This is a genomic window from Streptomyces sp. NBC_01210, assembly GCF_036010325.1.
In the GTDB taxonomy this organism is placed as follows: domain Bacteria; phylum Actinomycetota; class Actinomycetes; order Streptomycetales; family Streptomycetaceae; genus Streptomyces.
In genome coordinates this window covers 5,106,490-5,129,772 of record NZ_CP108549.1, presented here as the reverse complement: position 1 = coordinate 5,129,772, position 23,283 = coordinate 5,106,490, and the positions used below count along the sequence as shown (strand labels likewise).

The 23,283-nt window shown below is 69.1% G+C and carries 17 protein-coding genes and 2 pseudogenes; 12 read left to right on the top strand and 7 right to left on the bottom strand.

Features of this window, described 5'->3' with window-relative positions:
* The first annotated feature begins 142 nt into the window (after positions 1-142).
* Positions 143-1,699, top strand: a complete 1,557-nt coding sequence (locus OG735_RS23335) for an oxidoreductase (RefSeq protein ID WP_327325113.1) — start codon at positions 143-145, stop codon at positions 1,697-1,699.
* Here OG735_RS23335 and OG735_RS23330 read toward each other — a convergent pair.
* A pseudogene (locus OG735_RS23330) lies at positions 1,696-2,495 on the bottom strand (IS5 family transposase). The gene OG735_RS23335 and the pseudogene OG735_RS23330 sit on opposite strands and share 4 nt — an antisense overlap.
* A 240-nt stretch (positions 2,496-2,735) precedes the next feature.
* Between OG735_RS23330 and OG735_RS23320 the strand changes: the two are divergent.
* Together OG735_RS23320 and OG735_RS23315 are read left to right on the top strand one after the other, a co-directional pair.
* Positions 2,736-3,254 carry a hypothetical protein gene (locus tag OG735_RS23320; protein WP_327325112.1) on the top strand — a complete coding sequence of 173 codons (519 nt, stop codon included), beginning with the start codon at positions 2,736-2,738 and terminating at the stop codon, positions 3,252-3,254.
* A gap of 526 nt (positions 3,255-3,780) precedes the next feature.
* On the top strand, positions 3,781-5,973 hold the full coding sequence (locus OG735_RS23315) for an SdrD B-like domain-containing protein (RefSeq protein ID WP_327325111.1): 2,193 nt from the start codon (positions 3,781-3,783) through the stop codon (positions 5,971-5,973).
* A gap of 113 nt (positions 5,974-6,086) precedes the next feature.
* Here the strand turns inward: OG735_RS23315 and OG735_RS23310 are convergent, their stop codons facing one another.
* The gene (locus OG735_RS23310; protein ID WP_327325110.1) at positions 6,087-7,319 is read right to left on the bottom strand and encodes a Dyp-type peroxidase; all 1,233 of its coding nucleotides are present in this window, start codon (positions 7,317-7,319) and stop codon (positions 6,087-6,089) included.
* A 55-nt stretch (positions 7,320-7,374) separates the two neighbouring features.
* On the opposite strand from OG735_RS23310, the gene OG735_RS23305 reads away from it, so the two are divergent.
* The 4 genes and pseudogenes from OG735_RS23305 to OG735_RS23290 form a co-directional block, all read left to right on the top strand.
* Complete coding sequence (locus OG735_RS23305) at positions 7,375-8,739, top strand: right-handed parallel beta-helix repeat-containing protein (RefSeq protein ID WP_327328427.1); 1,365 nt, start codon at positions 7,375-7,377, stop codon at positions 8,737-8,739.
* A complete protein-coding gene (locus tag OG735_RS23300; RefSeq protein WP_327325109.1) occupies positions 8,736-9,497 on the top strand; it encodes a hypothetical protein in 762 nt (253 codons plus the stop codon). Before OG735_RS23305 ends, OG735_RS23300 begins: the two co-directional genes overlap by 4 nt.
* 524 nt (positions 9,498-10,021) lie before the next feature.
* Positions 10,022-10,285 (top strand): hypothetical protein, encoded by a 264-nt coding sequence (locus OG735_RS23295; protein WP_327325108.1) that lies wholly within the window; start codon positions 10,022-10,024, stop codon positions 10,283-10,285.
* A gap of 218 nt (positions 10,286-10,503) precedes the next feature.
* Positions 10,504-10,727 (top strand): annotated as a pseudogene (locus OG735_RS23290) (transposase); the annotation flags it as partial.
* Positions 10,728-10,760: 33 nt separating this feature from the next.
* Here OG735_RS23290 and OG735_RS23285 read toward each other — a convergent pair.
* Positions 10,761-11,474, bottom strand: a complete 714-nt coding sequence (locus tag OG735_RS23285) for a class I SAM-dependent methyltransferase (protein WP_327328426.1) — start codon at positions 11,472-11,474, stop codon at positions 10,761-10,763.
* A 99-nt stretch (positions 11,475-11,573) separates the two neighbouring features.
* On the opposite strand from OG735_RS23285, the gene OG735_RS23280 reads away from it, so the two are divergent.
* Positions 11,574-11,771, top strand: a complete 198-nt coding sequence (locus OG735_RS23280; RefSeq protein ID WP_327325107.1) for a hypothetical protein — start codon at positions 11,574-11,576, stop codon at positions 11,769-11,771.
* A 238-nt stretch (positions 11,772-12,009) separates the two neighbouring features.
* Here the strand turns inward: OG735_RS23280 and OG735_RS23275 are convergent, their stop codons facing one another.
* Together OG735_RS23275 and OG735_RS23270 are read right to left on the bottom strand one after the other, a co-directional pair.
* Complete coding sequence (locus tag OG735_RS23275) at positions 12,010-12,849, bottom strand: enoyl-CoA hydratase/isomerase family protein (RefSeq protein ID WP_327325106.1); 840 nt, start codon at positions 12,847-12,849, stop codon at positions 12,010-12,012.
* Positions 12,850-13,353: 504 nt separating this feature from the next.
* Positions 13,354-13,962 carry a DJ-1/PfpI family protein gene (locus OG735_RS23270; protein ID WP_327325105.1) on the bottom strand — a complete coding sequence of 203 codons (609 nt, stop codon included), beginning with the start codon at positions 13,960-13,962 and terminating at the stop codon, positions 13,354-13,356.
* A gap of 790 nt (positions 13,963-14,752) precedes the next feature.
* On the opposite strand from OG735_RS23270, the gene OG735_RS23265 reads away from it, so the two are divergent.
* The 4 genes from OG735_RS23265 to OG735_RS23250 all read left to right on the top strand — a co-directional run bounded on the left by OG735_RS23265 (position 14,753) and on the right by OG735_RS23250 (position 21,135).
* The gene (locus OG735_RS23265; RefSeq protein ID WP_327325104.1) at positions 14,753-18,796 is read left to right on the top strand and encodes an nSTAND1 domain-containing NTPase; all 4,044 of its coding nucleotides are present in this window, start codon (positions 14,753-14,755) and stop codon (positions 18,794-18,796) included.
* Between the two features lie 391 nt (positions 18,797-19,187).
* A complete protein-coding gene (locus OG735_RS23260) occupies positions 19,188-19,538 on the top strand; it encodes a hypothetical protein (protein ID WP_442812475.1) in 351 nt (116 codons plus the stop codon).
* 38 nt (positions 19,539-19,576) lie between these two features.
* The gene (locus OG735_RS23255; RefSeq protein WP_327325103.1) at positions 19,577-20,365 is read left to right on the top strand and encodes a GntR family transcriptional regulator; all 789 of its coding nucleotides are present in this window, start codon (positions 19,577-19,579) and stop codon (positions 20,363-20,365) included.
* A 5-nt stretch (positions 20,366-20,370) separates the two neighbouring features.
* Positions 20,371-21,135: a glycosyltransferase family 2 protein gene (locus OG735_RS23250; protein ID WP_327325102.1), complete on the top strand. Its 765-nt coding sequence runs from the start codon at positions 20,371-20,373 to the stop codon at positions 21,133-21,135.
* 279 nt (positions 21,136-21,414) lie between these two features.
* Here OG735_RS23250 and OG735_RS23245 read toward each other — a convergent pair whose 3' ends face one another.
* Both OG735_RS23245 and OG735_RS23240 read right to left on the bottom strand, forming a co-directional pair.
* Complete coding sequence (locus tag OG735_RS23245) at positions 21,415-22,152, bottom strand: MerR family transcriptional regulator (RefSeq protein WP_327325101.1); 738 nt, start codon at positions 22,150-22,152, stop codon at positions 21,415-21,417.
* Between the two features lie 40 nt (positions 22,153-22,192).
* Positions 22,193-23,104 carry an alpha/beta fold hydrolase gene (locus tag OG735_RS23240; RefSeq protein ID WP_327325100.1) on the bottom strand — a complete coding sequence of 304 codons (912 nt, stop codon included), beginning with the start codon at positions 23,102-23,104 and terminating at the stop codon, positions 22,193-22,195.
* Positions 23,105-23,283 lie beyond the last annotated feature (179 nt).

Sequence of the window (23,283 nt, the reverse complement as noted above, 5' to 3'; positions counted from 1 at the left end):
GGGAGAAATCTGGGAGAAGATCTTCCCCCGAAGCCTTCCGAGCGCCGCGCCAAGCCAGCGCACACCGATGCTCCGGGCCGCCCTCCGATCCGCGGCGCGGTAGGGCAAGGCGAGTGCGAGGGAAGATCACTACTCTGCCTGAGTGCTCTCATACGACGAGTTGACTTCACCAGAGCGTGAGCTGTGGGACGCGTTCCCCGAGGGACGCCGCGTGGACCTGCGCACGGGTGTGCCCGAGGACGACCGTGTCGCCGAGGGTGGGCGGTGGAGCTCCGGGCGGACAGTTCGGGCCACCGTGATCGTGGCGCTCCTCCAGGGCGCGAACACCCCGCAGCCAGGAGCTGTCGCGTGCCTGAGGCTCGCCGGGGCGCGGATACCCGGACACCTCAACCTGGCCGGCGCGCAGATCGCTCACCCCCTCTGGCTCGAGGACTGCTGGTTCGAGGATGGCGTGGACCTCTCCGGAGCGTCGACCCAGTCGATCGCGATTGTGGGCAGCCGAGTGCCGGGCGTGGAAGCGGGCTTGATCCGTATCGAAGGACGCCTCGACCTGCGGCGCTCTCGCCTGGAAAGAGGCTCTGCCTCGCCCTTCCACCGCAAGGTCACCGCCTTGTCGCTCATCAACGCCCACGTGAGCGGCGCCGTGAATCTCAGCGGCGCCGAGATCATCGCACCTGAACAATGGGCGCTGTCCGCCGGCGGACTGGTCGCGGAGGGCGGCGTCTACTGCGGGGACGGATTCGTCGCCCATGGTGAAGTCCGTCTCATGGGGGCACAGTTGCCAGGCGGACTGCACATGCGGGGCGCACTAGTGGAACGCCCCGGCCAACGCGGGGTGACGCTCGCCCTGGACAACGCCGTGGCCTCGACGCTCGACTTCTCCGACGGGTTCATCTCGAACGGGACCGTACGGCTGCGGGGCGCCCGGATCTCGGACCACCTGACCTTTGAAGGAGCGGTCCTGAACGGGCCGCCCGACGGCCACGGCCCGTCATTGGTCGCCCTACTGATGCAGGCAGTCGACTTCGACTTCATCCTCGCCCGGCCACCGTCCGGCACCGTGGACCTGCGGGGCGCGCAGGTGTCCTACCTCCACGACAGCGACCACAGCTGGCCGGCCGTGGTGGAGCTGGACGGCTTCGTCTACGGCTCCATCAAGGTGGACGAGGCAGGCGAGCGGCGGGAGGCAGTGGGGCGGCGGGACTCCGTGGCCCGCCGCGTGGCGTGGATACGACGCAGTCCGGGCTACAACCCTCAGCCCTATGAGCAGTTGGCGAGCTGGTACCGGAAGGCCGGCCACGACCACGACGCCCGCCGGGTGCTCCTGGCGAAACAGCGCCATCGGCGTCAAACTCTGCCTCCGGCCGCGAGTGTGTGGGCGCACCTGCTCGACGTGACCGTCGGTTATGGCTACCGCCCCTGGCTGGCGGGCGTTTGGCTCCTCGCGCTGACCTTGCTGGGCACACTGTCCTTCGGCACTCACTCCCCCAATCCGGTCAAACCGGGTGAAGGCGCCCCGTTCCAGCCCCTTGTCTACACACTGGACCTCTTGATCCCCATTGGTGGTCTGGGTCAGCGCACGGCCTGGTACTGGTCGAGCGGCAGCCTCCAATGGCTGGCCTACCTGCTGATCGCCTTCGGCTGGGTGCTGACGACCGCCGTCATCGCGGGTGTCACCCGCACCCTGCAGAAAAACTAGCGGTCGACAGCTGAGCTCAGGCGTCGCCAGCAGAGCAGTGCGCATCCCAGGATGAGGAAGGCTTCGTGGATGTCGTCTCGTATCTCCCAGCGGATTCGCAGGCGGCGAAACCAGTGCAGATGTGCGAACGCGCGCTCAATGACCCAGCGTTGGGCGCCCAGGCCGGAGCCGTGCTCGGTGCCCCGGCGGGCGATCAGCGGCTTCACGCCCAGATCCCGGACAAGACGGCGGTACTTGTCGTGGTCGTAGCCGCGGTCGCCCAGGACCACGGTGGGGCGGCGGCGGGGTCGGCCGCGCTTGCCCCGTACCGCGGGATCGCCTCCAGCAGTGGGATCAGCTGGGTGACGTCGTTGCGGTTGCCGCCGGTCAGTGTGGCGGCCAGAGGGATGCCGGTGGCGTCGGTGATCAGGTGGTGTTTGCTGCCCGGCCTGCCCCGGTCGACGGTGCTTCGTCCCGTCTTGGGGCCCCCTTTAACGCCCGGATGTGGGAGCCGTCGACGGCCGCCCGGGAGAAGTCCAGGGCGTCCACACTGCGCGGCTTTGCCAGGAGGGCCTCGTGCAGCCGGGGCCACACACCGGCCTCAGTCCACTCAGCCAGCTGGCGCCAGCAGGTCATGCCCGAAGCCGAAGCCGAGTTCCTGCGGCAGGTGTTCCCAGGCGATCCCGGTGTGCAGGACGAACAGCATGCCCTGGAACACCCGCCGGTCCGGATGCCGCTTACGCCCAGGGTGCCGGGCCCGATCCCGCTGTCGGAGAGCAGCGATACGAAGGTGTGCCGCAGCTCCCTCGGCGTCCACTCCTTCGCGTCAGCTCCCTCGGCGCCGACGATGGCCTGCCGGAACGCGCGCCGAACGTTGGTGGAGTCCAGCTCCGCCCCTCCGGTCCGCTCGAACCGGCTAAAAGCCGCCGTGAGCTGGAAGGCACGCGGGGCAGTGTCGCCACCCACGCTCATCGCGTGCGCCACTCTGCAGCGCAGCGCATTCCGGATCCGGACCCTCAGGTGGAAGCGTGACGCCGGTCGTGGCGACACTGGAAGCATGAGAGGCCGGACTTCATCGGAAGGTCCACCGCCGCGGACTGCAACCGCGAAACGGGTCGACTACACGGGAGCCGTGTACGGCTCCTTGCTTGCCGCCTCGGTGGTGGTCGGCGCCGGATCGCTCGGTTCGTTCCCGCGCTTGGAACTTGTTCTGTTGCTGCTCTGCACTGGTGTGGTGTTTTGGGCCGCGCATGTCTTCGCCCGCCTCTTCGGGGAGAGGATCGCGCACGCGCCAATGAGCGGCCAGGAGATCCGGCGGGTGTGTGTAGCCGAGTGGCCGATCGTCAAGGCAGCGGTCCCACCGGCCGCTGCGGTCGCCGTTAGTCCGCTGCTGGGGCTCGGGCCGGAAGGGACCGTGTGGCTAGGCCTCGGCGTCGCGATCGCCGGTCAGGTCGGCTGGGCGACGATGGCGGCGCTCCGCGCGGGCGCGACCGGCCGTCTGGTACTGGCCGCCGGGGCGGTCAACCTGGCCCTCGGCCTCCTCATAGTGGTCCTCAAAGTCGCCCTGAAGCACTGAGTGTGCGCGCCGAAACCCATCGCGAGTGAGGGCTGCTTCCCGGCTCGCGCCGGGCATGGAAGGGCTCGGCGGACGTGCCGGATCCGTCCCAGATCGAGCGGTCAAGCACGGTCAGTCGGGGCGTGTGGAGGTGCCCGGCCAGCAAGCGGGCGCAGCGTTGCTGTAGATCCGCTGACCTGCAACGTTCGGTTGGAGGGTGGGACCAGGCTTACGAGGTAGTGGTCACTCTCTACGCTGCCCAACGCCGGTGCAGGCAATGAGGGACTGGCCGAGCCGACCTGCCGGCCTTCGACGCGCTCAAGCGGGAGTTGACCGCCGCGGTCTTCGCACCCTCACAGAAGCCATGGACACCAGGCGCCGGCCCCGGTTACCCGGCCGCAATACGTGCACACTCTCCGTTATCAAGTGACTACTCTGTGATCATGAGCGATGGCCGCACCCAGGTCAGCGTGCCCGCCGGGCTGCCCTGGCACTGGCAGTGGTCCACGGCCTTCGCCCCGCACCTCTGACGAGCATGGGGATATACGTGATCAGAAAGACAAAGTGGTTGGGGGCGCTCGCGCTGGCCTCCGCGCTCACCATGACGGGGACTCCGGGCTCCGCCGGTGCCGCGCCGGGCGAGGGCAAGCTGACCATCAACCTGCTCCGGGACTTCGCCGCCAAGGGCGACCGCAACCCGAACATCCAGGTGCCGCACGGCCCGGGGACGGTCAAGCTCTGCGAGCGGCTCACCCGCCCTGCGCCGTGCCGGACCTACCAGATCGGCGCCGACGGCACCGTTGAGATCGACACCACCACGTGGACCAATTCCCCCGGGCGGTACAGCGTCGAACTGCTGAACTGGGCCGACAAGTACGATCCCGCCACCGGGCAGGGCTTCCTCCAGCCGTCCTTCGCGGGACCCGGGCTCTCGTCGCACCTCGCCTTCGTCGACCTGAGGAACGGCAAGGACGCCACGCTCGACTTCGGGGTGTGGAACCCGGACGACTACTGCCAGGACAACCCGGACCTGGCCACTCCCTGCCAGCAGGCCGCCACCAAGCCCGGCGGCAAGACCCTGGTGAGCTTCCCCTACACCTCCCGCGGCGACACCCAGGGCAACCCCAACAACCCCACGGTGCTCGCCAACGGCACCCAGACCGGTACCACGTACGGCGTGGCGTACGACAAGAAGACCCGGCGCATCTTCACCGGCGCGTACGCCAAACGGCACGGCGACTACGGCCCCGGCCCCGGTAATCGTCAGGGCGCCATCTACGTGACGGACCGGAACACCGGCGCGACCACCCTGTTCGCCACCGTGCCGAACGCCGGTAACACCCCCCACAACCAGGCGGACCGCGTGGACGCGGACTTCGCAGCCGTGGTGGGACAGGAATCGCTCGGCGACATCGAGATCTCGGCCGACGGCTCCCGGCTCTACGTCGTCAACATGAAGAACCGCAGCCTCTACACCTACGACACCGCCACGGCGGCGCCTGTCGGCACACCGCTGCCCATCCCGGACACCGCCTGCACCCCAGCGGCCGACTGGCGGCCGATGGGCCTGGGCATGCGCGACCGGGTCCTGTACGTGGGCGGCGTCTGCTCCGCACAGAGCACCCAGGACGTCAGCAAACTGCGGGGCGTGGTCTGGACGTTCGACCCGGCCACCGGCGCGTTCGGCTCCACGCCGATCGTCGACGAGCCGCTGGACTTCCCGCGCGATCCCGCCGTCGCCCCCACCCCGGGCAACTGGAAGCCGTGGACCTTGGACGACCTGACGCAGTTCCCCGACGGCGGCAACACGCAGTGGGCCTACCCGCAGCCGATGCTCAGCGACATCGAGATCGAGCGCGACGGTTCGCTGGTCCTGGGCTTCCGCGACCGCATGGGCGACCAGTCCGGGCTGGTCATCCCCAACGCCAACCCGGCCAAGTCGAACGTCGTCGAGAGCATCGCGACCGGCGGCGACCTCTACAGGGTCTGCCGCACGACCACCGGCACGTACCAGTGGGAGGGCAGCGCGGCCTGCCCGCGCACCGGCAGCGAGTTCTACAAGGGCGACGAGTGGTACGCGGGAGCCGGCCACCTGGAGACCGTGCAGGGCGCCCTGGCGCTGCCGCTCGGCGGTGACCGCCTCGCCGCCACCGTGATGGACCCGGTCCGGACGATCAACTCCACCGGTGTCGGCTTCTTCGACCGCACGCAGGGCGACCGCGGCTCCGACCCGTCACAGCAGGGGCTCGGCCTCGCCTACGCCAACGACGGCGGCTTCGGCAAGGCCAACGGCCTCGGCGACCTGGAGCTGCTCTGTGACGAGCCACCGGTCCAGATCGGCAATCGGGTGTGGCGCGACAAGGCCGACGGCACCCAGAGCTATGACGAGACCGCGGGCATCCCCGGTGTGACGGTGATCCTTCGCGACGCGAATGGCCAGGAGATCGCGCGCAAGAAGACCGACGCCAAGGGCGAGTACTACTTCGACCATCGCGACGGCCTGCGCCCCAACACCCAGTACACGCTGGAGTTCGACAAGTCGACGGCCGACCCGACCGCCGACTACGAGGCGCAGGATCTGCAGTGGACCCCGCACAACCGCCCCATCCAGGCGACCAACTCCGACGCGGAACCGGCCGGCGGCGACCCCGAGGCGGACACCGCCACGGCGGACGTCACCACCGGCCCGCCCGGCACGATCAACCACGACATCGACGCGGGTCTGTGGGTCGCCAGTTGACCTCATGGCCTCGGACCGGCTTGGCCTCATGACCGCTTGACGCACACCGCACCGGCAGACCGGGAGGGGCCCGACGACGGATCCCTCCCGGCGCTGCTGCGAAGGCCCGGCCGTCAGACGAACAGCGAAGAGCCCAGCGGGCGTTGCGCCGAGAACCCGGGCAGCACCAGAAAGGTGCCGGAAGCGGTCGCCGTGGCGAATGTGGACAGCTCGTCGCCGTCGTCAAGCCGCCGCTGGGTCTCCACGTACGTCCGCAGCTCCCGCTGGAAGGCGATGAACAGCAGGCCCTGGTCGCGGGGCCCGTTGGAGAAGCTGTAGCCGCGGCGCAGCATCAGCCCGCTCCCGGTCGCGGCCGGATGGGCCCGCCGGACATGTGACATCAGCGGGACGAGGTACCTGCCGTCCGGCGTTTTCGCTCCCAGGTCGACAGCCGCTGCCGGACCGCCGCCGCTGAGCGGCGCCGCGTCGGACCTCCGTCGGCCGATGACCCGTTCCTGCCGCGTGACGTCCTGGGCGAGGAAGCCCGCCACGTCCAGGCGCAGCCTTCGGACCACGGCGATGGTGGCCCCGCGGACCCGCTCGGGCCCCGCCAGCCAGACTTCCCGGGCCAGCTCCCGGTCCGTACGGGGGACGGATACGCCGTCCAGGAACCCCAGCAGGTTGCGCACGGGACCGGGTTCGCGAGCCGGCGGACGGAAGCCGTCCTGGGACCAGCGCGGGCGCGCCGACCGCTCGCCGAGCCAACTCGTCAGGACCCGCTCGGCGTGCGCCACCACCTGCGGATCCGCGGCGCAGAGCTGCACCATCAGGTCCCCCTGACGTGCGAGGTCCGGCACGGCCTTGTCGAACACCTCCGGCAGCCCCGCCGCCCCGGGCAGCCGGCCGTCCACCGCCGCCACCAGGCGCGGGCCGACTCCGACGGTGACACTGAGATCCCCCGGCGCAAGCCCGCCGAGCTCCCCGTCGGCGCCGCCGCAGAGATCCAGCACCCGACGGCCGAGACCGGACAACAGTGCGGCGAGGTACGGCACTTCGCCGACTCCCCGGGTCGTCGCACCGCCGGGGGGTGTCAGGTCGAAGACCGCCAGGGCCGCGTACTGCTGCGGCTGCGCTGGGCGGTCCACCCCCGCCTGCCTCGACCCCTCGGGCGGTACGGCGGCAGCTGCCGCCACTCCGGCTCCGGCCGCGACCGGCTCCGGAGCACGAGCGGCCGGGCGCCGGGCGCCGCCCGCGACCGCCCACCCCGCCGCCACGGCCGGTACCGCGACCGCGAGGCCCCGCAGGAGTCGGCGTCGGACCAGCGGCGACGGTTCCGAATTCACCACGGCGTCACAATCAGTGTCCACGCGAACACTCTAGGGTGGTGATCGACTCCGCAAGCAACCGGAAGAGACCTTCGTGATGCCACCCGTCCGCCGCCGCTCCGCCGGCCGTCGCCGCCTCGCCCTGGCCGCCGCCGTGCCGGCCACCGCGCTGCTGTGCGCGGGCTGTTGGGCTCTGCCGGCGGATCCGACGTCGGCCAAGAACACCGCTCCCGCAACCATCCGGGTGCCGTCCCAGTCAGACACCATCAACGCCGCGCTCGACCGGGCCCGGCCGGGCGACCTCGTTCTGGTCTCGCCCGGCGTCTACCACGAGAGCGTTCGGATCCGCACCGAACGAGTGATCCTGCGCGGCACCGACCGGGGCGAAGTGGTCATCGACGGCCAGGGTCGGCGCGCCAATGGCGTGATGGTCACCGCTCCCGGCGTCTCGGTCGAGAACCTGACCGTCCGCAACCACCTCCTCAACGGCGTGCTCGTCACCGGCATGAGCGACGGCAACGGCGGCCTCGCCAGGGGCAGCGACGGCTATCGGCACCTCGACCCGGCCAAGTTCCCCCCGTTGAAGGGCTTTCGGGTGCGCTACGTCACCGCTCACGCGAACGGCCTCTACGGCATCTATGCGTTCAACGCCCAGCATGGCGTCCTGGAACACAACCACGCCTCGGGCAGCGCCGACTCCGGGCTCTACGTCGGCCAGTGCAAGCCCTGCCACATCCTCGTCCGCGACAACGTCGCCGAGCACAACGCCATCGGCTATGAGGGGACCAATGCCAGTGGGCCCATCTGGGTGCTGCGCAACCGCTTCACCGGAAACCGGGTCGGGCTGACGGTCAACTCCGACTACTTGGAGGCGTACGTCCCCCAGCAGGGCGGCACCATCGCCGGGAACCTGATCGCCGACAACGCGGACCCGGCCACCCCCGAACAGGCCGACGGCGCCTTCGGCATCGGCATCGGCATCGCCGGCGGGCAGGGCAACGAACTCCTTCGCAACCGGGTCACCGGCAACCCCCGGGCAGGCGTCGTACTCGCCTCCAACGAGGACCTCGCCCCGAGGGAGAACCGCCTCCGCGAGAACACGCTCACCGGCAATGGCGTGGACGTCGCCTACCGTGCCTCCGTGCGAGCGCCGGGGCGCGGGAACTGCCTGGACGGCAACACCCTGAGCACCACCCTGCCCACCGACCTGAAGTCCATCGCCGCCTGCCCGCACGGCCATCCCGAAGCCGCCGGCCCGTCGCCGCGCACCGACCCGGCACCGCCCGGCATCCCCTTCCTGGACGTTGCCCCGCCGCCGGCGCAGCCCCAGCTCCCGGACGCCGCGACCGCGCCCGCAGCCCCCGCCGACGGACTGCCGGGACCCGTCGATCCCGGCCGGGTACCGTTGCCCGGCGCAGACCTGTTCGCCGACCGCAGCCGACCGACGACCACCGCCCGATGACGCCGCGCGTCACCCGCAGGCCCGTCCGGGCCGCGCTCCTGCTGGCCGTGCTGCTCGCCTCGGCGGCCTGCACCGGGCCCGCCGCCGACCGGCCCGCCGGCGACCGGGCGGCACTGACGGAGCAACAGGCCGAGCTCCTCGCGCTGACCCGGTTCACCAACTACCGCAGCGCCGCCGGAACCGTCAGTGCCACCATCCCGGTGCCGGGCCGCACCCTCCGGCTCGACGGCCGACTCGACTGGCGCGCGCACACCGGCTACGCGGAACTGCGCGACGAGACCCCCGGAGCCCCCACCCACTGGCGCCACCTGCTCCGCTGGAACCGCACCACGGTCTCGGCCCGCTTCAACTGGACCGGCCCGCGACCCGACAAGCCTCCGGCCGACGGCTGGAGCGAGCGTCGCCTGGAACCCCGCTCGGCCACCGTGGACAGCACCCTGCTCCTGCTGCTCTCGCTCGGCTCCGACCGGCCCGAGAACGCCCAGCTCCTCGTCCGCAGCAGCGCACATGTCCTCGGACACGAGAAGATCTCCGGGGTCCCGGTCACGGTCTTCTCCGGCCCCGGCACCGCCGACGCGCCCGCCCCCGCAGCGCCGTCCGCACCCGGGACGCCGGGCCGCACCCGCTACTGGGTCGACGCCGACGGCGGCCTGCGCCGCTTCGCCGCACGCCTGGGAGGCTCCGGCACCTGGATGACCGCCGACATCTCCCGACAGCCGCCGCCACCCGCCACCCCCGCGGCCTCTGCCGCCCCGTGACAGCTTGACCAAGCCGCCGGGAGCCATCTGGGAGCCGATTCGCTCCCCGGCACCCTTCGGGACTCCCCCACACCACCCGAGGCCGAGGCCCTGACCAGGGGAAACGCCATCAGCGCAGGTGGCGATCTTGCGTTGACCTCATGCGGGACGAAGAGGTCCTGGGTTCAAATCCAGCCACCCCGACAGCTGAAATTGCGCTCGTCCATCCGCTTCGGCGGAGTACGGACCTCCTCCATACGCGTCTTGGCCGTGCGGCGCAGCCCGTGAGGTGCGAGCCCCTTCGCGGACTTCCCGCCGACCCGCAATCCAAAAGGGGACCGTCAACGTACTGACAGGAGAGCCGCAACCCGGGGAAACGCCCCGGTCAGCCGGTTCCCGTACAGCGGGGATCTTGGCTGCGAGGCGTGCTCCTCATATGTGTGAGGCGACGCCTGCGACCACGCCGCTCCTCCCCTTCGGCTGCGGCTATCCATCTCGTGCCGCTGAGAGTTGCGCGAGACGATGGAGGAAAAGGTGCATCCATCATGCGAGCACAACGCGCGAGGCGTCTCGCCGCGGTGTCCGCGGCCAGCATTCTGATGGCCGGCGGCGCTGCGATCGGCGCAGCAGGCACGGCCGCAGCAGCAGCCCCTGCCGTGCACACTCATGTGACCACCAACTGGTGCGGCGACCGCGACGACTGGGGCGGAAACTGCTCCGATCACCGCTTCGACCACCGCACCGATCACCGCTTCGACCACCACCGCTTCTTCGTCAACCACGGAGGTGTCGTGATCATCGTGCTCTAGTACGCCCTTGGACATGGCGTCGAGTCAGTGCGCGCCGCAGTGTCGCGACCGGTTCGCCGGGGGTCCGATTCACTGCTGGCGCGCGCCGGCACAATCCAGCGGGACAGAGCACCTCCTCCGGCCGCGCCCGGCGGCGCGCTCGCGTGCTATGCGCGCGAAGGTAGGCATTCGGCCGGGAAAGGGGGGTGCCTGGCCGGTCCGAGCCCGAGGATCACGCGCTCGGACGCTCCCGCGGCAGCCTGAGCACGAAGGACACCTGGCCGGTGACAGCCAGGCGCGGCCTCTGGCCATCCACGTCACCGCCGGCCAGGCAGGTGACGCGCCGGCCTTCGAGGCGGTCATGGCCAGGATCCGGATTCCGCGGAACGGACTCGGGAGGCCAAGAACCCGCCCTGTGGTCGTCCTGGCGGACCGTGCCTACTCTTCCCGCGCGATCCGTGCCCCTTGCATCCATGAGCACGCTTGTGTCAGATGCTCACTCCTTCGACCGGACCCGGCCCAACGGACACGACGTGCCGACATCTGCGACAGCAGCCCCTGCCTGGGCTTTACGGGCGAGCAGTTGAATCTCCTGGAACTGCCGTCGGTCGGTGGGCTGAGGCTCGCGAACCATCCGGGCCACCTCGGCCAACCCGGACTTGCGCAGCATCGCGGCGAGGTGATCAGGCGACCACCGATAGGCCGGGGCGACTGTGTGGTCGAAGACCTGCGTCAGGTGAGACGGATCATCACTTGCCGAAAAGCAGACCAGAAGGTGGCCGCCAGGTGCCAGCACGCGGTGGAACTCCGCCAGGATGATGGGGAGTTCTTGCGGCGGAGTGTGGATGATGGACCAACGTGAGAGTGCGCCGCCCAGCACGCCGTCAGCGATGTTCAACGCGGCCATCGAGCCCACGTCGAACCGCAGGCCCGGATAGGCCTGTCGAGCCAACTTGATCATCGCAGGAGAGGCATCGACACCAAACGCCGCCAGCCCGAGTTCGTCCAGATAAGCGGTGATATGGCCAGGCCCACACCCCAGGTCCGCGACCTGACCCTTCCCACTCGCACTGACGACCTCGGCGAAGGCACCCAGGATCGCGCGGTCCAGGGGACTGTCACGCAGCGTGTCGCGGAACAGCTGCGCATAGGTGGAGGCAGCAGCGTCGTAAGCCTCGCGGGTGGCACTGAGGGCACCGTGTTCGACCATGCTCACGACAGTAGTTCCTGGCCCCGAGCCGAGCCGAGAGAATCACGATCTTCTCTCCCGCCCGTTCGCCCGGGCTGTCGCCAGTTCAGAGAAGCAGGCGTGCTCATGGCTGCAAGGGGTCGCACAGGGACGGCCGCAGCTGCCGAGTTCGAGCTTGCGCTTGTCGAAGTGCTCCTCGAACTCGCGCCACTCGCCGTCGATGACGGGACGGTATTCCTCCTGAGGGCGCATCGTGCGGCGCCCGGCGAGGTGGCCTTGGTAGTGGCGTACGACTTCTGGGGAGAGGGCTCGCCTTGATGAGGCCAATATCCAGGGGGCAGATCTCAAGGACGCCCAGCTCCAAGGCGCGGACCTGCGACGCGCCACAGGACTTGACCTTGAACAGATCGTTCAGGCAGCCACCGACGAACGAACCCGGCTTCCAAGGGCGCTTGACCGGGCCACGGGAGTGAGCCCAGTTCCGCAACGGCTCTGTTCTTCGGGTACCCGCGGCTACCGACCAAACCCACTCCACCGACCTCACGGCAGTTCTTCATCAGTCGATCGCCTTCAAGTCGCCCAGGGCGTCTCCGAGGCCGAGTTCGGTGGCACCACGGGTCTGGAAGCCCTGCTTGAACAACTCAGCCGTGCGCTGCTGCACTCCCTCGCCTCGGACGAGTTGCTGGAACAGCGCGGCGTCTGCGCGTACTTCGGCAGGAGCCGGCAGGCTGATGGCGTTGATTGCCGACTTGGCTGCGATCAGCGCATCGCGGGGAAAGCCGCTCATGCGCGCGGCGATGCCTGCTACGAAGTCGTCCAGTTCGGCGTCAGGGACCGCACGATTGACCCATCCATAGCGTTCGGCGAGGTCGGCGTCGAAGTCCGACGACGTCAGCACGGCTTCGAGTGCACGGCCCCGGCCCAGCAGACGGGTGAGGTGCTGGATCGCGCCCGCGCCGGGGGGTGTTCCGATTCCCACTTCGGGCTGGCCCAGGATGGCGTTCTCCCGAGAGGCGAAGCGCATGTCGCAGGCAAGGAGGAACTCGCTGCCCGCTCCCCGGGCGCGGCCCCGCAGCTTGGCGATGGTGACGGCCGGGAGCAGGCTCAGCTTGCGAAACAGCATTCCCAGGGAGGCATCGCCGGGGCCTCCGGCCTTCGCGGCCTCAGCGGTGTACTGGGGGACTTTCGTCATGTCGACGTGCGGGAAGAAGAAGTCGGCGTCCGCACTGTCGAAGATCACCACGCGTGGGGCGTTCGGGTGTGACAGTTCCTCGAGCAGTGCGACCAGGTCCCGCACGACCTCGGGACCGATGAGGTTCATCGGCGGCGCGTTGAACGTGGCGGACAGGACATTGCCGTCCAGCCTGGTCTTGATGGTTTCGTACGAGGCGGTCATCTCGGTCTTCCTGTCATCGCTCAGCCCTGTCCTTCTCGTGGACGCGGTGCAGGTGATGTCGCGGGATTCGGCTGCTGCGACGACCTGGAACGGGGAGGGCGACCAGGCCGAAGCTGATGGCGCCGCACCAGATCACTCGCGGCATGCCAGTGACCCTTTCGCCCGGGTTTGCCATGCTATGCCGCCCCCAGTCAGTGGGCTCCCCGAGTCGTCCGGACCTAGCTGGAATCGAGCACATGCCGACCGGACGTCAGGGCAGACTGATCGAACTCCTCAAGCAGTGCCCACCGGCCGTGCCCGATGCGTGCCCGGCAGGCGAGATGGCCAGTAAGAACAAGTCCGGGCGCAGTGAGCCATGGGGGCGCACCCTTGTGGCTCTCCTGCGTGACAGTCTTCGCGATCACGGAGACAGACGCGGTCATCCGCGTCCTGATGACCGTAACTTTGCGGTGGTTTCAGTCCTGGACGACGAAGCGGCAGCCCAGAGGGCTGATTCGCGGGGCGTCAGCGCAGCACAACCTCGCCCGCGTGGACGGCGCGCATGGCGCGCTCGACAGTCTCCTGGTTTTCGCCGACCGGAGCCACGTAGCCGATGACGTCGCGCGCGGCGTCCTCCCCGAGCATTCGGGTGATCACCCACGTGGCGAGATACTGGGACGCCAGGCAACCGCCCGCCGTAGCGATGTTCCCCTCGGCGTGGAACGGCTCGTCCAGCACGGTGACGTCGCGTGCTTCGACAAAGGGCCGGCTCTTCATGTCCGTGCAGGCGGGCATGCCATCCAGCAGCCCGAGCCGGGCGAGCACCAGCGCGCCGGAGCACTGCGCACCGATCAGCTGTCGCGAAGGGGCGAGCGACAGCCTGGAGATCAGCCGGTCGTCGGCGACTACGTCTCGTGCCTTCACCCCGCTACCGATCAGCACGACGTCGGCTTCGGTCACGAACTCCATCGGGCGCTGTCCGGTTACCTCGACGCCGTTCATGGACGTGACCACCGGCGTCGGCGTCGTGATGAAGGCCTCCAAGCCGTCCTTTCGGCACCGGTTGATCAGCGCGGAGGCGATGAAGCTGTCGAGCTCGTTGAATCCGTCAAAGGTGACCACGGCTACCTGCATGGCATCTCCTCACAGCACGACACTGGAGGTGCAGTCTCTCAGGGCGCTGTGCCCAGGTCACGGGCCAATTGGCAATCGGTGGCTCATCTGTCAGTGCCGCAGTCGCCGAAGTCGCGCCTGGACCGTTGATGGCCGTGCGGAGCGCCCATCCGAGTTGCTTCGGGACGACCAGGTGGTGGGTTCAAATCCCGCCACCCGACAGCTGAAGCACCAGGTCAGGCCCGGTTCCCTTCTCAGGAAACCGGGCCTGATGCGTGCACCGAGCGAAGCGTTCGCGGCCACCGCGGTGATCGGCTGCCGTTGGCTGCTTGTGAGCGGCGTGCGATCGCTGCCGTCGGACAACGCACCCCGGCCTGCACAGCCTCCACACGCCGCGTCGTACGGCACCAGTCCCTCCCCTCGTGGGGACCGGTGCCGAACCATACGGGCGGCGTCGATCCGCGCCGGTACGGCGCGGATCGGGGAAAGGCCGGACCCGTGGTCGACGCGATAGCAGTCCCGGATGGGACTGGCTCCACGGATCTCTCACACGCACGCGACGAGACCGTCGCCACCGTCTCGTAACTCCGACGGAAGATGACCGAGAACATGTGGCGTCATGAGTTGTCTCTCCGAGCGCTGAGCTGGTGGCATATCCGGGCGACGCCCGGTGATGCGCTACTGCGTCGTGATCCTGCCAGCTGTGGCTCCCGCCGAGGAGGTTCCGGCACCGGGCCAACGGCTTAACCGCAGGTCAGCCATATAAGGTGAGTTTTCCGGTCCGGATGCCCAGATACGGGGGAAGTAAGGGGTGGAGACCTTGAGTTCCGACTCAGGGGCACGCACAGCCTTCGCGGAACGTCTCGCGCTGCTGTACAAGGAGGCAGGCAACCCTCCCCTCAAGCGCGTGGCCGAGGCGGTCGTCCGGCTTCAGCGGGTCGACGAACAAGGGCGGCCAGTGCGGGTGTCCGCTCAGCGGATCAGCGACTGGCGACGGGCCAGGAACGTGCCTGCTCAGTTCGCCGCCCTCGCCGTGGTGCTGCACATCCTGATCCCCGAAGCGCGGCGCTCGCGGCCCGCGCCGGTGTCCACGGGCCTGTACGACCTGGCCCAGTGGCAGCGCCTGTGGGAGCGCGCGGTTGCCGACCCGGTCAGCGACCGCACCGCTGCATCCGCGGAAGCGGAGGAACAACCCCCGGCCGAAACCCCGACCGTCGCCGGTGTGTGCCCATACCGGGGGCTGGCTTCGTACCGTCAGCAAGACGCCCGGTGGTTCTTCGGCCGCGAGCGGAGCACGGATGCCCTCATTGCTCAGCTCCGCGCAGCGGAGAAGACGGGTGGCCTGGTCATGCTCGTGGGCGCCTCAGGTGCGGGAAAATCCTCCCTGCTGAACGCCGGCTTGGTGCCCGCATTGCAGAACGGCGCACTGGGGGACGAGAACAGCCGGGCAAGGGGGGTTCTGCAGTTCGCGCCGGGAGGCGATCCTCTCGCGGAGCTGACCCGCCGGATCCCTGAGCTCGCGCACGTCGTCTCTGCCGCGGAGGAACCGACGGCGAAGGAACCGGCGGTGAAGGAAGCGGCAGTGAAGGAGCCCGGTACTCCGCAGGTCGCGCGCGTGGTGAGGAAGGCCGTCACGGCATGGGCGCACCGCGAGACATCCTCCGCCGCCCGTCCGGTCATCATCGTGGATCAGTTCGAGGAGGCGTTCACCCTCTGCTCCGACGAGGCGCGCAGGCGCACTTTCATCCAGCTCCTCCACGCTGCATGCTCGCCCCCCGGCTCCGGTGACCCAGCCCCCGTGCTCGTAGTCCTCGGCATACGCGCCGACTTCTACGAGCAATGCCTCGGGTATCCCGAACTGGCCGACGCGCTGCAGCATCGGCACATGGTGCTCGGGCCGCTGACCACCACGGAGCTGCGCGAAGCGGTGACCGGCCCGGCCAAAGCCGTGGGCCTGGAACTCGAACCGGGGCTGGGGGAACTGATCGTCCGGGAATTGAGCGCTGACGGCCCCCGCGGGGCGCACAACGCGGGGGTTCTGCCGCTCCTCTCCCACGCCCTGCTCGCCACCTGGCAGCGACGAAAGGCGGGAAGGCTGACGCTGGCCGGCTACCGCGCGGCGGGCGGAATCCAGGGAGCGGTGGCGGCGACCGCCGAGCGGGCCTGGTCCGGCCTCGACCCGGCAGCACGCACGGCCGCGCGACTGCTCCTCCTCAGGCTGGTCCGGCTGGGCGAAGACACCCAGGCCACCCGTAGACGGGGGACGCGGCGCCAACTGGCGGCGGAGTCAACGGACCCCAACAAGACGGAGGAATCGCTCGAAGCACTGGTGAGCGCCCGATTGGTGACACTCGACGCGGAGACCGTGGAGATCACCCATGAAGCGCTGCTCCACGCCTGGCCACGCCTGCGTGACTGGATCGACGAGGACAGGACCGGCAATCTGCTGCGCCAGCGGCTGGAAGAGGACGGCAGAGCCTGGGAAGGGTCGAACCGCGATACGTCACTGCTCTATCGGGGTTCCCGTCTGGAGCAGGCCCACAACTGGGCGATATCCGCCGGTGACACCTTCCTGTCGCGGATCGCGGTGGAATTCCTGGCTGCTTCGGTCAGGCTGCGCAAGCGCACAGTCTGGATCAGCCGTGGTGCGGTGTCGGCTCTGGTCGTCCTGGCGATGCTGGCCGTCGGTTCGGCGGTGGTCGCGTGGCAGCAGCGGAACGATGCGGTGTTCGAGCAGGTGGTCGCCGAAGCCGATCGCGTCCAGTACACGGACCCGTCGTTGTCCGCTCAACTCGACCTGGTGGCTCACCGCTTGCGGCCGGACGACGAGGGCGCGAACAATCGGCTGATCTCGATCGTGAACGCGCCGCTGGCCACACCGCTGCTCGGCCACGCCGGCGCCGTGTACCTCACCTCGTTCAGTCCGAACGGACGGCTCCTGGCCACCGCCAACTACGACCGCACCGTTCGACTGTGGGACGTGTCGGACCCGACTCGGCCCAAACAGCTGGGCAAGCCCCTCACCGGCCACACGAGTTGGGTGAGCAGCGCGGTCTTCAGCCCGGACGGCCGCACCCTCGCCAGCGCTTCGGACGACGGTACGGTCCGGCTGTGGAACGTGCAGGATCCCGACCACCCGCGCCCGCTCGGCGCGCCCTTGACCCGCAATGGCGGCACGGTCTACCTGCTCGCCTTCAGCCCGGACGGACACACTCTGGCATCCGCCAATGAAGATCACACCGTTCGCCTGTGGGACATGAGCGACCCGCGCCGGCCGAAGGCGCTCGGTGCGTTGACCGGCCACACCGCCGCCGTGCGCTCCATGGCGTTCAGCCCTGACGGACGGACGCTGGCAGCCGGTGGCGACGATGACACGATCAGGCTGTGGGACATGGCCGATCCGCGTCATCCGACGCGGATCGACACAGTGCTGACCGGCCACACGGACACGGTGCACTCGGTGGCCTTCAGCCCCGATGGCCAAACCCTCGCCAGCGGCAGCGCGGACGACACCATCCGGCTCTGGAACGCGGCCGATCCACGTCACGCGACGCCGCTCGGCGCGCCTCTCACCGGCCACACCGGTCCCGTATGGTCAGTCGCCTTCAGCCCCGACGGAACCATGCTCGCCGCCGGCAGCGCAGACAGTACGGCGAGCCTGTGGAACGTCAGCGATCCGGCATATCCGTCGCAGGTCGGCGAGCCTCTCGCAGGGAGCAGTGGCGAGATGTACGCCGTGGGCTTCAGCCCCGACGGCCGAACCCTCGCCACCGGGAGCGGTGACAGCAGGGTCCGCCTGTGGTCGATACCGACGTCGGACATGATCGGCCGCATCGGAGCGTTCCGCCCGGATGGGCAGGTGCTGGCCACGGCCGCGCGCGACGGAAGGGTACGGCTGTGGAACGTGACGACTCCCGAACGGCCCGCGTCGCTGGGCAAACCGTTCATGCCCGGGAAGGGTGACGTGCGTTCACTGACGTTCTCCCCCGACGGCCACACACTCGCGGTGCTGACGGGAAGCCGCGCAGTGCAGCTGTGGAACGTCACCGACCCGACTCGGCCTGTCTCCTACGGGCCGCCCGTCGAACTGAGGACACGGTTCGCGGGCCCCGACGCGCTGGCATTCAGCCCGGACGGGCGCACGCTGGCAACCGCCCATGAGGACCGCACCATTCAGTTGTGGAACAGCAGCGACCCGTCCCGCCTTCTTCCGCTCGGCAAGCCGCTCGCCGGCCACATGGGCTACGTCAATTCCCTCGTCTTCAGCCCGGACGGCCGCACTCTCGCCAGCGGCAGCGCGGACGACACCATCCGGCTGTGGAACATGGCCGACCCACGTCATGCCGCCCAACTCGGGGCACCTCTCACCGGGCACCTCGGCCCCATCAACACGCTCTCCTACGGCCCCGACGGCCATACATTGGCCAGCGGCAGCGACGACGGCACGGTCCGGCTCTGGAACATCAGCGACCCCCTCAAGGCAACCCCGCTGAGCTCCCCCCTCACAGGCCACACCGAAGCGGTCGTGTCGCTGACGTTCAGCAGGGACGGCCGCACCATGGCGAGTGGCGGCAACGACAACACGGTCCGGCTCTGGAAAGTGGCCGATCCGTCCAAGGCCGCTCCCATTGGTCAATCGATGAGCCCCAACGCCAAGACGGGCAATTTCTTGTCGTTCAGTCCCAGAAGCCACATGCTCGGAGTATCGAGCGGCGCCGATACCGTCCGGCTGTGGAACCTCGACGTCGACGAGGCCATTCGTCGCATTTGCTCGACCACTCGGGGCGTTCTGACGCCGGCGAAATGGCACGAGTATCTGCCCCGCCTCTCGTACGAGCCCCCGTGCGACCAGTAGCGGGGCCGAGGCTCGACCAGCGACATGTTCCCCGAGCGTCCGGCGGGACACCCCGGTCCGCTCATCAGCGGCCTTGGTTCTCCGTTTCCACCCCTTGCGGGCTGCGTTACGTGATCCCGATCACAACGCCTCGATGCGGCTGAGCAGCCGGTTCCCGCCGTACAAGCAGCCTTGTTACTCTTGGCTACAGCCCGATCGCTGGTGCATCCCCCGTCGCCAGCGGTCGGGCGCTTCCATGTCCTGCGGAGAACATCAACAGCGGAACAGGGGTGTGCAAAAGCCCGCGGTCCTCTACGAGGTCCGGGGAGGTGGGCAAGGAATCCCATCCTCCGCTGGAGCCTGTTATTCATTCGGCGCAGGTGGAGAGGCGGGAGCTTTCCCGACTTCAGCGATGAATCGCTCGCGGTTGTGCCGCCGCACGGCGCGACTTCCGCTGGTCTCGGGCGACGTGCGCGACCTGGACGACGACTCCATCGTCGTCAACGAGGAGTGGGAACGCCACACCGCCGGCGAGCGCGTCCCCGTGTGGCTTCCCGACGGCACACGGCGCACCCTGCGGATCGCCGCAGTAATGCACACCGGCACCGGCGACAACGGCGCCTACGTCACCCCACGCAACGCCGCTGGCGCCCCGGTCAACGGGGTGGACATCCGCGGCGCGTCCCTGGCTGTGCTCCGCGCGGCCGCCCCGTCGGCCACGGTGCTGCCGCGCGCGCAGTGGCTGGAAGATGAGGAGTCATAGGCTGAGTCCCGTCGGGCGACAGAGAACGGTGAGCATCAGTGGCAAAGGTGTACGAGCGGATCGCGGATGACCTCCGCCAGTCCATCCGCGCCGGTCAGCTGGAGCCCGGCGACCGACTTCCCGCGGAGACCAAACTCGCCGAGCAGTACGGGAAGAGCCTCCCGACGATCCAGAACGCACTTCGACTGCTGCAGAACGAAGGGCTGATCGAGAAGCAGCACGGCCGCGGCAACTTCGTCCGTCGGCCCCGCACGACGGTGCTGCGCGACAACGTCCGGCACCAGTGGGAGAAGGGCCGCGCGCGCGAGCCGGAGGCCAAGAGGCTGGAGACAGGCGCGACCGAGCACGACACCGGCCTGCAGATGGACGACCTCGTCTTTTACGCGGCGTATCGCGAGACCAAGGCGAACAAGGAACTTGCGGAGACCTTCGGGGTCCCCGAGGGCACGCCCCTCCTGGAGCGCACCTACCGGACGAGGTACGCCGCCGAAACCGCCCCGCTCAACCTGGTGACCTCATACATCGTCCGCGCCCTGGTCGAGGAGAACCCGGACCTCCTGGACGACACCAACGAACCGTGGCCCGGCGGCACACAGAACCAGCTCTACACCGTGGGAATCGAAGTGGACCGCGTCGAGGAACGCGTCACCGCCCGCCCACCCACACCGGAAGAGGCGGATGAGCTGGAGCTGCCGCCGGGCACGTCGGTCCTGGTTCTCCGGAAGACCTCGTTCGACATCAACGACCGCGTCGTGGACGTATCCGACATCACGCTGCCTGGTGACCGCACGGAAATGCTCTTCACCACTCATCTGGAAAGGTGGTGAGTGCCGTGCTTCGGCGCGTCGTCATCATCACTGCTGTCCACCCGCCATCCGCCCCGTTCCTGCCGGACGCGTACAAGTCTCTCTGCGAGCAGGAGCTCCCCGACGGATGGGAGTGGCATTGGTTGATCCAGGAGGACGGCGAGAGCGACGAGGTCGCTCCCCACGTCCCCGACGACGACCGCGTGACCTTCGAGCAGGGGCGCCCCGGCGGCCCCGGCGTCGCCCGGACCATGGCCCTCGCGCACGCAGACGGCGAGTACGTCAAGGTCCTGGATGCCGACGACCAACTGACCCCGGGTGCGCTGGCCCGCGACCTGGCCGCGCTCGAAGGTGACTCCGCGATCGGCTGGGCGACATCGCGCGTACTGGATCTGTTGCCCGACGGCTCCACGGCGGGCTTTCCCGGGGACCCCGAAGCTGGACCGATCGAGCGGGGGGCCGTGCTCGACTTCTGGAAGGCGAATGGTTTCCGCGCACAGGTCCACCCGGCGACGCTGCTCGTTCGCCGCGAACTGCTCCTCGCGCTCGGCGGCTGGATGGCTCTTCCCGCCTCGGAGGACACGGGGCTACTGCTCGCCCTGAACTCCACCAGCCGCGGTTGGTTCTCGCCCGAGGTGGGACTCCTGTACCGCAAGTGGCCTGGGCAGGCGACCGGCCAGGCCGCGCACACGGATGCCGCCGAGCGTGACGCCCGGATGGCAGTCGTCGAAGCGAGGGCTCGGGCGCTGTCGCACCTCCGGTGGCGCTACCCCGTCACGGACGCCCGATGAGCTTCGCGGCCCGGCTCTCTCGGTCGGGAGAGCCGGGCCGTGTCATGTCAGGGAAGCGTTTCGGCGTCGGCCCGGGGGAAGATCAGGTCACTCTCGTCGGAGACCGGCCCTCGCCGGCGGACCGGTACTCGGGGGGGAACGCAGGGCAGCCGGGTAACTCTCCGGGGCGTAGTCGTTGACAGAGGTGGGCGAGCGGCTCGCGCTGGTCGATGGCCTGTGTCCACGGTGAAGATCGTCCGACCGGTCGGCCGGGGCGGTTCTCGGGTTCTGCTGCGCCTGTCAGCTGTCGTGCCCGACGGGTCGGCGCTGCTTGGCGCGGTGGGCGAGCGCGTCGACGATGCGTTGCCATGCCGGTGATGCCTCGGAGATCCGGGAGGAGACCAGCTTCAGGTACCCTGCCCGGTTGCTGTCTCGTTCATGTTTGATCTCCCATGCGTCCATGTCGTCGATGAGCCGGTCCAGGCGTGGATCGTGCGGATCCCAGTCGACTGATTGATCACAGGCGAGATACAGGCGCGTCGTCTCGGGGTCGTCGAAGCCGGCGTTCTTGTCCCGTATCCGCTGCGGCATGACGTGCGGGTCCAGTGCCTGCATCAGGATCCACGAGTCGCGCTCGAGTCGTACCCTCCGTTCGCTGACCCCGAGACTGCGCATCCGGTTCAGGATGGCGACCACCTCGGGGGGCAGGACAAGCCTTTCGCCGCCGGCCAGTTCGGCGATCCTGCGGCGGTATTCGGTGAGCTGGTCGATCTTGCGCTGCAATTCGGCGTCGATGTCGGTGACGGCCGCGGCGAATTCGGCTGGTTGCGCATGCAGCAGCGCGTCGATACGGGCCAGTGGCACCCCGGCGTCGGCGAGGGTCCTGATCCGGATGAGGTCCACTGCCGCTTGCGCGCTGTAGCGGCGGTAGCCGGAGGCATCGCGCTCGGGCTCGGGCAACAGGCCGAAATGGTGGTAGTGGCGAACGGTGCGCACGGTCACGCCGGCGGTTGCCGCGAGCTGGCCGATCGTGAGCACCGTCCTCCTCGGGTCTTCGTACAAAGTGGTCGTGCCGAGTCTAGGGGCGACCTCGGTCGACGACGTCGCGGATCGCCTGGACCACGGCATCGGGGCGGTCGAAGCAGAGCCGGTGGTGGCTGGTGTCGGAGATGATGCGTTGTTCCCCGTGCGAGACCGCGCTCACCAGGGCCGCGTCCATTCTCGTCCTGCCGTCATGCATCTCTTGCAACGTCCGCTCCGACGTCAGCGCCTGCTGGCCGGGGTCGGTGCCCACCACGGAGAGAGCGACCACCGGGACGTCGGGAATGTTCGGCCCGGCCCGCAGTTCGGTGGCGAGTTCGGCCAACTTGGTGCGCTCGGCGATGCCGACGTGGGTCCATTCGTCACTCACCTTGGCATCGACCAGCGCCTGCCGCACGTGCTCCGGGTAGTCCGCGAGCAACTCGGCGTACATCTCGCGCAGGGCCGGGCGCATCCGTTCCAGCTGCTCCCGATCAGGTGCCATCCGCTCGACCGCGGCCAGACCCGCCGCGGGAGGCATGAAGTCGTCCCAGTCGCGGTGGAAGGCGTCCAACCAGACCAACCCGGCCACGTCCTGCGGGTACAGCTGCGCGAACCGATGCGCGTAGAAGCCACCGAGGGAGTGCGCCACCAGAACGTATGGGGCGGCGATGTTCTGGGCGCGCAGCAGCTCGCGCAGTTCCGTGGCGACCGCGGCGGCGGTGCGCGGCAGCGGGAGGGGATCGCTGTAGCCCGTGCCGCCGCGGTCGTACACAACGGCGGTGGTGAACTGCGAAACCTCCTGCTGGACGCCGAAATAGTCCAGGCCGACCGCGCTGGCGCCCGGCAGGAACACCACGGCCGGTCCGCCGCTGCCCGACCGATGCACGGAAATGCGGCGGCCTTCGATCTCCTGGAACCCTCCGATCGGCGGCGCGAGCCGAGCCGAGGAAGTGCTGTTGTTCGTCATGCGGCCAGGCTCCAACCCTGACGCAGGGGCAGGGTCAACCCCTTACGCCACCGCACCCGAACGTGCGCAATTGTTCAACGCGTTGCCCGGATCACCCTCGTAGGTGGGCGGGGCCGCTGCGGCTTCAACGTCCCCGCTGCCAAGGCAGCGAGACTGATGCCGGTCCACGCCGATGGCCG

Coding starts and splice junctions, on each gene's coding strand:
- OG735_RS23320 (WP_327325112.1), top strand. CDS start 2,736: ATGAGAGGCCGGACTTCATCGGAAGGTCCACCGCCGCGGACTGCAACC.
- OG735_RS23300 (WP_327325109.1), top strand. CDS start 8,736: ATGACGCCGCGCGTCACCCGCAGGCCCGTCCGGGCCGCGCTCCTGCTG.
- OG735_RS23260 (WP_442812475.1), top strand. CDS start 19,188: ATGAATCGCTCGCGGTTGTGCCGCCGCACGGCGCGACTTCCGCTGGTC.
- OG735_RS23270 (WP_327325105.1), bottom strand. CDS start 13,962: ATGCAGGTAGCCGTGGTCACCTTTGACGGATTCAACGAGCTCGACAGC.
- OG735_RS23305 (WP_327328427.1), top strand. CDS start 7,375: ATGCCACCCGTCCGCCGCCGCTCCGCCGGCCGTCGCCGCCTCGCCCTG.
- OG735_RS23295 (WP_327325108.1), top strand. CDS start 10,022: ATGCGAGCACAACGCGCGAGGCGTCTCGCCGCGGTGTCCGCGGCCAGC.
- OG735_RS23285 (WP_327328426.1), bottom strand. CDS start 11,474: ATGGTCGAACACGGTGCCCTCAGTGCCACCCGCGAGGCTTACGACGCT.
- OG735_RS23275 (WP_327325106.1), bottom strand. CDS start 12,849: ATGACCGCCTCGTACGAAACCATCAAGACCAGGCTGGACGGCAATGTC.
- OG735_RS23240 (WP_327325100.1), bottom strand. CDS start 23,104: ATGACGAACAACAGCACTTCCTCGGCTCGGCTCGCGCCGCCGATCGGA.